Origin of the sequence: Streptomyces sp. OfavH-34-F (genome assembly GCF_022347745.1) — a bacterium.
Lineage (GTDB): Bacteria > Actinomycetota > Actinomycetes > Streptomycetales > Streptomycetaceae > Streptomyces.
In genome coordinates this window covers 1-7,840 of record NZ_JAKRGC010000305.1, presented here as the reverse complement: position 1 = coordinate 7,840, position 7,840 = coordinate 1, and the positions used below count along the sequence as shown (strand labels likewise).

The window sequence follows — 7,840 nt, the reverse complement described above, 5'->3', positions numbered from 1 at the left end:
GACCGCCCCCGCCGCGCGCCTGGGCCGACAAGGACCCGGCCGCCGCCGCCCGGCTCTCCGCCGCCCGCACCGCGGTCTCGGCGCTGGCGGAGCGGCTGCACCTGCCCCAGGAGAACCTGATCACGCCGGACACGGTGCGCCGGGTGTGCTGGGAGCCGCCGAAGAACCCGACGCCGGAGACGGTGGAGTCGGCCCTCGCCGGGTACGGCGCGCGGCACTGGCAGATCGAGCAGGTGGCGCCGCTGCTGCTCCGGGCGCTCACCGGACCCGCGTGACAGGGGCGTATTCACGCCAGGTTCCGCGCGGCGCGCGCGGCTCCCGCATGGCCCGGACGGACTCGGAACCGAGTCCGTCCGGGCCATGCGCCGTGTACGGGGCGGCCGGAGGCGGGCAGTTTCCCCGTGTGACCTTCGCCGCTCCGGCCACAGGGGGTGGGCAGTCTGGTTACCCGCAAGTAGCATGAGCGGAGCGGCGTGCCTCCGGGCGCGCCCCGCAGCAGTGCCATCCCGCACCCTGGAGGAGAGCCATCGTGCCTCGTACCATCCGGGACGTCGTCTTCGTCGACGGCGTCCGCACCCCGTTCGGCAAGGCGGGCCCGAAGGGCATCTACCACGAGACCCGCGCCGACGATCTCGTCGTGAAGGCCATCCGGGAGCTGCTGCGCCGCAACCCGGACCTGGACCCGAAGAAGATCGACGAGGTCGCCATCGCCGCGACCACGCAGATCGGCGACCAGGGCCTCACGCTCGGCCGCACCGCGGGCATCCTGGCCGGGCTGCCGCAGTCCGTACCGGGCTACTCCATCGACCGCATGTGCGCGGGCGCCCTGACCGCCGTCACCTCGACGGCCGGCTCCATCGCCTTCGGCGCGTACGACGTCGTCGTCGCCGGCGGTGTCGAGCACATGGGCCGCCACCCGATGGGCGAGGGCGTCGACCCCAACCCGCGGTTCGTGTCGGAGAAGCTGGTCGACGAGTCCGCCCTGTTCATGGGCATGACCGCGGAGAACCTGCACGACCGGTACCCCACGATCACCAAGGAGCGCGCCGACGCCTACGCGGTGCGTTCGCAGGAGAAGGCCGCCAAGGCGTACGCCAACGGCAAGATCCAGCAGGACCTGGTGCCGATCTCGGTGCGCCGCACCAGCCCCGAGGGCGGGGAGACGGGCTGGGGCCTGGTCACCGCCGACGAGCCGATGCGCCCGGGCACCACGATGGAGTCCCTGGCCGGCCTGAAGACCCCCTTCCGCGCCCACGGCCGGGTCACCGCCGGTAACGCCGCGGGGCTCAACGACGGCGCCACCGCCTCGCTGCTCGCCGCCGAGGACGTCGCGCGCGAGCTGGGCCTGCCGGTCAAGATGCGCCTGGTCTCCTACGCCTTCGCGGGTGTGGAGCCGGAGGTCATGGGCTACGGGCCGATCCCGGCCACCGAGAAGGCCCTCGCCCAGGCCGGCCTGTCCATCTCGGACATCGGTCTCTTCGAGATCAACGAGGCGTTCGCCGTACAGGTGCTGGCCTTCCTGGAGCACTACGGCATCGCCGACGACGACGCCCGCGTCAACCAGTACGGCGGCGCCATCGCCTACGGCCACCCGCTGGCCTCCTCCGGTGTCCGGCTGATGACCCAGCTGGCCCGCCAGTTCGAGGAGCAGCCGGAGGTCCGCTACGGCCTGACGACCATGTGCGTCGGCTTCGGCATGGGCGCGACGGTCGTCTGGGAGAACCCGCACTTCGAGAACGCCGGAGGCGACAAGTGAGCACCACCACCGAGCTTCTGAAGGGTGCGGCCGAGCTGTTCCCGGACGAGGTCGTCACCCAGGCCCACGTACGCCACCTGGACCTGCCGGCCGGTGCGGGGCGCTTCGCCCTGATCACGCTGGACAACGGCCTGGACCACACCAAGCCCACCACCTTCGGGCCGCAGTCGCTGGCGAACCTGGACGCCGCCATCGACCAGGTCGAGAAGGAGGCCGCCGACGGCGCGATCACCGGCGTCGGCATCACCGGCAAGCCGTTCATCTTCGCGGTCGGCGCCGACCTCAAGGGCGTCGAGCTGCTCAAGGAGCACAAGGACGCGCTGGCGATCGGCAAGGGCGGCCACGACGTCTTCCGCCGGCTCTCCGGCCTGGCGGTGCCCACCTTCGCGTACTACAACGGCGCGGCGATGGGCGGCGGGGTCGAGGTCGGCCTGCACTGCTCGTACCGCACCGTCTCCAAGGCGCTGCCCGCGTTCTCGCTGCCCGAGGTCTTCCTCGGCCTGGTGCCCGGCTGGGGCGGCTGCGCGCTGCTGCCGAACCTGATCGGCGCCGACCGCGCGGTCTCGGTGATCATCGAGAACTCGCTGAACCAGAACCGCCAGCTCAAGGGCGCGCAGGTCTTCGAGCTCGGCATCGCCGACGCGATCTTCGAGGGCGCCGACTTCCTGGAGCGGTCCCTCGTCTGGACCGCCGACGTGCTCAACGGCACGGTCACGGTGGAGCGCCCCGACGTGGACCGCGGTGAGGCCTGGGACCAGGCCGTCGCCCGCGGCCGCGCCATCGCCGACGCCAAGGTGCACGGCGCCGCCCCGGCCGCGTACCGCGCGCTGGAGATCATCGCCGCGGCCAAGGACGGCGACCTGTCCGCCGGCTTCGACCGCGAGGACCAGGCCCTGGCGGACCTGATCATGGGCGGCGAGCTGCGCTCCGGCATCTACTCGTTCAACCTGGTCCAGAAGCGCGCCAAGCGCCCGGCCGGTGCCCCGGACAAGAACCTGGCGCGCCCGGTCACCAAGGTCGGCGTGGTGGGCGCGGGCCTGATGGCCAGCCAGCTCGCCCTGCTGTTCCTGCGCCGCCTGGAGGTGCCGGTCGTGCTGACCGACATCGACCAGGAGCGCGTGGACAAGGGTGTGGGCTACGTCCACGCCGAGATCGAGAAGCTGCTCGGCAAGGGCCGCATCAACCAGGACAAGGCCAACCGCCTCAAGGCCCTGGTCTCCGGTGTGCTGGACAAGGCGGAGGGCTTCTCCGACGCCGACTTCATCATCGAGGCGGTCTTCGAGGAGATCGGCGTCAAGCAGCAGGTGTTCGCGGAGGTGGAGGCCGTCGCCCCGGCGCACGCGATCCTCGCCACCAACACCTCCTCCCTCTCGGTCACCGAGATGGCGTCGAAGCTCCAGCACCCGGAGCGGGTCGTCGGCTTCCACTTCTTCAACCCGGTCGCGATCCTCCCGCTGCTGGAGATCGTGCGCGGCGAGAAGACGGACGACGCCTCGCTGGCCACCGCCTTCGGTGTCGCCCGCAAGCTGAAGAAGACCGCGGTCCTGGTGAAGGACGCCCCGGCGTTCGTCGTCAACCGCATCCTCACCCGCTTCATGGGCGAGATCCAGAACGTCATCGACGAGGGCACCCCGGTCGAGGTCGCGGAGAAGGCCATCGAGCCGCTCGGCCTGCCGATGTCCCCGCTGGTGCTCCTGGAGCTGGTCGGCCCGGCGATCGGCCTGCACGTCTCCGAGACCCTGAACCGCGCCTTCCCGGAGCGCTTCACCGTCTCCGAGAACCTGGCGGCCGTCGTCAAGGCGGGCAAGCGCGGCTTCTACGTCTACGAGTCCGGCAAGCCGGAGCTGGACCCGGAGGTCGCCGCCCTCCTCAAGCAGGGCGACACCGTCCTGACCGAGGAGCAGGTCCGCGACCGCGTCCTGGACGCGGTGGCCCAGGAGATCGGCCTGATGCTGGACGAGGGCGTCGTCGCCGAGGCCCAGGACATCGACCTCTGCCTGATCACCGGCGCCGGCTGGCCCTTCCACCTGGGCGGCATCACGCCGTACCTGGACCGCGAGGGCGTGTCGGAGCGGGTGAACGGCAAGAAGTTCCTGGCGCAGGGCGTGGCGAGCGTTCCGGCGTAACACCGCCGGGCCGAGAACACGGCGAGGGCCGTACGGGGTTTCCCGTACGGCCCTCGTGCGTGCGGTCCCCGGCCGCCCGCCGGGGACCTGGACGGCCTCCGTCAGAGGATGCCCTCCTCCTTGACGAAGTCGACCAGCCAGGTACGGAATTCCGGGCCGAGGTCCTCGCGCTCGCAGGCCAGCCGGACGACGGTGCGCAGGTAGTCGCCCCGGTCCCCGGTGTCGTAGCGGCGGCCGGAGAAGACGACGGCGTGCACGGGGCCGCCGAGCGCCGGGTCGAGGGCGAGCTGGCGCAGCGCGTCCGTCAGCTGGATCTCGCCGCCGCGGCCGGGCGGGGTCTCGCGCAGAACGTCGAAGATCTCCGGGGCGAGGACGTACCGCCCGATCACGGCGAGGTTGCTGGGCGCGGTGCCGGGCTCGGGCTTCTCCACCAGGTCGGTGACGGCCAGCACGTCGCCCGCCTCGTCGTCCAGCGGGGCCACTGCCGCGCATCCGTACAGGTGGGTGCGGTCGTCCTCGACCTCCATCAGCGCCACGACGCTGCCGCCGCGCTGTTCCTGGACCTCCAGCATCCGGGCCAGCAGCGGGTCACGCTCGTCGATGAGGTCGTCGCCGAGCAGGACGGCGAACGGGGAGTCGCCGACGTGCGGTTCGGCGCAGAGGACGGCGTGGCCGAGGCCGAGCGGGTTGCCCTGCCGTACGTAGTGGACGTCGGCCAGTTCGCTGGACTCGCGGACCTGGGACAGCTTGCCGGAGTCGCCCTTCAGCTCCAGCAGGTGCTCCAGTTCGTAGGCGCGGTCGAAGTGGTCCTCCAGCGCCCGCTTGTTGCGGCCGGTCACCATCAGCACGTCGTCGAGTCCGCTCCGCACGGCCTCCGCCACGACGTACTCGATGGCGGGCCGGTCCACGACCGGGAGCATCTCCTTGGGAGTCGCCTTGGTCGCGGGGAGGAAGCGGGTGCCGAGACCCGCCGCCGGGATGACGGCCTTGCGGGTCTGGCGGTGGTGCGTGTGCATATACGTGTACTCCACAGCGAATGGCTGATGTGACGGTGTGACGGAAAGTCAGCCCTTGTCGGGGCTGACGGTGAAGGAAAGCTCGTTGCCCGGCGTGAAGAAGACCCGGCCGCGGGTCGGGCCCTGGGTGGGGTGGTGCCAGCGCTGGGTGGGATAGACGTCGATCCGCTTGCGCTCCAGGATGTCGTCGAAGAAGCGCGCGAGGCGGATGCGCGGGAGGCCGGGCTCGCGCTCCAGCCACAGGTCCCAGTCGTCGTGGCCGCCCGACGAGGCGGCGACCACTCCGGCGAACGGCAGGTGCGCCTCGAATGCCCCCTCGTACCCCACGGAGACCTGGCCCGCGATGGTGGAGGCGGCGCTCCCCTTGCGGGGCGAGGCCGCGAGCCGCAGCCCGGACAGGTCGGTGCCCGGCGGGGTGATCAGGCTGCCGCGCACCAGCCAGCCGTCCTGCCCGACCACCACGGCGTGCACCTCGGCGTGCTCCACGCGGTGGCGTACGAAGAGGGACAGATGGCCGTCCGCCGTGCGGTAGGGCACGGGCCAGTACGCGGGGCCCTCGGCCGGAATGCGGCGGACCAGCAGACCACCGGTGTGGATGTTCTCCACGTCGAGGGGCCGGCGGCGGCCGTCCGGCAGCTCCACGTCGATGTCGTAGCGGCCCTCGGCGAGGACCGCGGGCTCGGCGGGGACCGCGTACACGGCGCGCACGACGCCGGTCGCCTCGTCCGCCGACGTCCCGAGGGCGGCCAGCCTGACGAGCGGCGCCTCGGCCTTGCGCAGGGTGACGCACAGCGCGGGGGGCTCGGCACCGGGGGGCAGTACGGCACGGACCTCGATGGCGCCGTCGCCGCGGACCAGGACCTCCGCCGGCACACCGGACGGGCCGGCGGACGGGGCCGCGGTGGCCGGGGCCTTGGGGACGGCGGCCACCACGTCGCGCAGGAACGCGTCGTAGCGGAAGGCGATGCGCTCGGCGCTGTAGAGCGGGGCCGAGGCGTAGGCGCCCTCGGACAGCTGGTCCCGCACGGCGGGCTGTTCGATCAGGTAGCGCATCGCCTGGGCCATGGACTCCTCGTCCCCGACCGGGACCAGGATGCCGTTGCGGCCCGGCACGACGATCTCGCCGGGGCCGAAGGGGGCGTCGGCGGCGAGCACCGGGAGCCCGTGGTGCATGGCCTCCACCAGGGTGAGGCCGAAGGACTCGCGGCGGGCCGCGCTCACCGCGAACGCGGCCTTGTCCCACTCCGCGGTGAGGTCGGGCAGCGCGCCCATGAGCCGGACGGAGTCGCTGAGCCCGTGCGCGTGCACGAGCTCGTGCAGCCGCGCCTGCTCGGGCCCGCGGCCGTAGATGCGCAGGCGCCACTGCGGGTGGTGCGGCGCGACCAGGGCGAAGGCGTTGATCAGCGTGTCGAAGCCCTTGCGGGGGACGAGCTGCCCGGCGGCCGCGATCAGCGGCAGGCCCCGTACCGGGGCGTGGCGGGCGGGCGGCGGCACGATGTTGCCGATGGCCGCGAACGGGGGCGCCTGCTCGCCGAGCTGCCTCTGGTAGTTCTCCAGGTCGGCCTGGGTGAGGCAGACGACTCCGTCCATCTCGCGGTACAGCTCCAGGGTGCGGTCGCGCAGCTCCTGGGAGGGGACCATCGAGCCCTCGTGGTCGATGACCACCCGCGCGTAGCCGTGCCGGCCGTGGGCGATGAGGTAGGCGGCCAGCGTGGGCCGGGCGACGATCACGACGTCGGCATCGGTGCTCGCGAGGTGACCGAGGATCAGCTCGTCGGTCTCCTGGCTGTAGCGGTCCGCCCAGCCGTCCTCGTGCGGCATGATCCGCGACGGCTTGGCGTTCGTGGACTTCGGGGCACCGTCGCGCTGATCGACGAGGTGGCGCACGGTGACGTCGGCGGTCGGCGCGAAGGACGGCCGGTCCGCCGTCCGGAAGATCGAGACGATCTCCACGTCGTGGTGGACCGCCAGTGCGGAGGCCAGGCTGCTGGTCGCCCGCGGCACCCCGCCGAAGTTGTCGATGCTGTGGAGCAGGAAGGAGATCCGCACAAGTGTCCTCTGGGTTCTCGAGGGCCGTTGGGGCCGCTGTCAGTGATGCTCGGACACCACGACGGAGAGTTCGTTGTCGGCGGTGAAGTAGGGGCGCAGTCCGACGACGGCCCGGCCCACGTCCGGGCCGAACAGGTGCGCGGGCTCCTCGCGCACCAGCTCGGGGAAGCGCTGCACATCGCGCCGCATCACCTGGTCGTCGGCGATGCGCGCCACCCTGACCGGTTCGCCGCCGCTGCCGTCGGTGAGCAGGACGTCCCAGTTCTCCCGCATGAACAGCCGGGCCCTCATCGTCTCGTCCATGCTCAGCTCCGCGCCGAACCAGCCGTCCTCGAAGCGCGCCCGGCCGACCGCGAGGGTGCGGGCCGGCTCCTGGCGGCGGCGCAGCAGCAGCAGCCACTCGCCGCCGGGCTGCCACTGGCCCTGCAGCCAGCCCGTGAGCCAGAGGCTCGTGTCGGTGTAGCCGACGGTCACCAGTTCGGCGTGGCTCTGCCGGGACCAGACGCGCAGGCGCAGATAGCCGCCCTCGGTGGCGTACGGCAGGGCCCAGTGGAAGTGGTCCAGGTCGCTGAGGTGGCCGACGTCGCGGGCGCCGCCGAGCGTGCACCGTCCGTAACGCAGGCGGCGTTCCTTGCCCTTGCCGTCGACCGCGTAGAGGTCGGCGCGTCCCTCGCGCAGGCCGGCCAGGGCGCGGGCGTCGATCTGTGCCCGGGTGCCGCCCCCCACCGGGAAGTCGATCGCGTCGCCGCCCTTGCTCTCGTCCTTGACGCGGACGAGGCGGGCGCCGGACACGCCGTGCAGGGTCAGTTCCCAGGCCCCGTCGGGCAGCAGCCGGCAGTCGGCGGTGGGGCGGGGCCGTTCCGCGGCCGGGGCGCCGCCACCGGCGGTGCGCC

The 7,840-nt window shown here is 72.5% G+C and carries 5 protein-coding genes and 1 pseudogene; 3 read left to right on the top strand and 3 right to left on the bottom strand.

What is annotated here, in order from left to right; genetic code table 11:
* The 3 genes and pseudogenes from MHW47_RS29105 to MHW47_RS29095 all read left to right on the top strand — a co-directional run.
* A pseudogene (locus MHW47_RS29105) lies at positions 1–275 on the top strand (ribonuclease D); the annotation flags it as partial.
* A 254-nt stretch (positions 276–529) separates the two neighbouring features.
* The gene (locus tag MHW47_RS29100; protein ID WP_239226744.1) at positions 530–1,756 is read left to right on the top strand and encodes an acetyl-CoA C-acyltransferase; all 1,227 of its coding nucleotides are present in this window, start codon (positions 530–532) and stop codon (positions 1,754–1,756) included.
* Entirely contained in the window at positions 1,753–3,882 is a 2,130-nt protein-coding gene (locus MHW47_RS29095; RefSeq protein WP_239226743.1) for a 3-hydroxyacyl-CoA dehydrogenase NAD-binding domain-containing protein, read from the top strand. The genes MHW47_RS29100 and MHW47_RS29095 overlap by 4 nt, the downstream gene beginning before the upstream one ends.
* Before the next feature lie 101 nt (positions 3,883–3,983).
* Here MHW47_RS29095 and galU read toward each other — a convergent pair whose 3' ends face one another.
* The 3 genes from galU to MHW47_RS29080 form a co-directional block, all read right to left on the bottom strand.
* Complete coding sequence (gene galU, locus MHW47_RS29090) at positions 3,984–4,898, bottom strand: UTP--glucose-1-phosphate uridylyltransferase GalU (protein ID WP_239226742.1); 915 nt, start codon at positions 4,896–4,898, stop codon at positions 3,984–3,986.
* A 48-nt stretch (positions 4,899–4,946) separates the two neighbouring features.
* The gene (locus MHW47_RS29085; RefSeq protein WP_239226741.1) at positions 4,947–6,947 is read right to left on the bottom strand and encodes a glycosyltransferase; all 2,001 of its coding nucleotides are present in this window, start codon (positions 6,945–6,947) and stop codon (positions 4,947–4,949) included.
* 39 nt (positions 6,948–6,986) lie between these two features.
* Positions 6,987–7,840, bottom strand: an 854-nt coding sequence (locus tag MHW47_RS29080) for a hypothetical protein (protein ID WP_239226740.1), incomplete at its 5' end; no start/stop codon positions are given.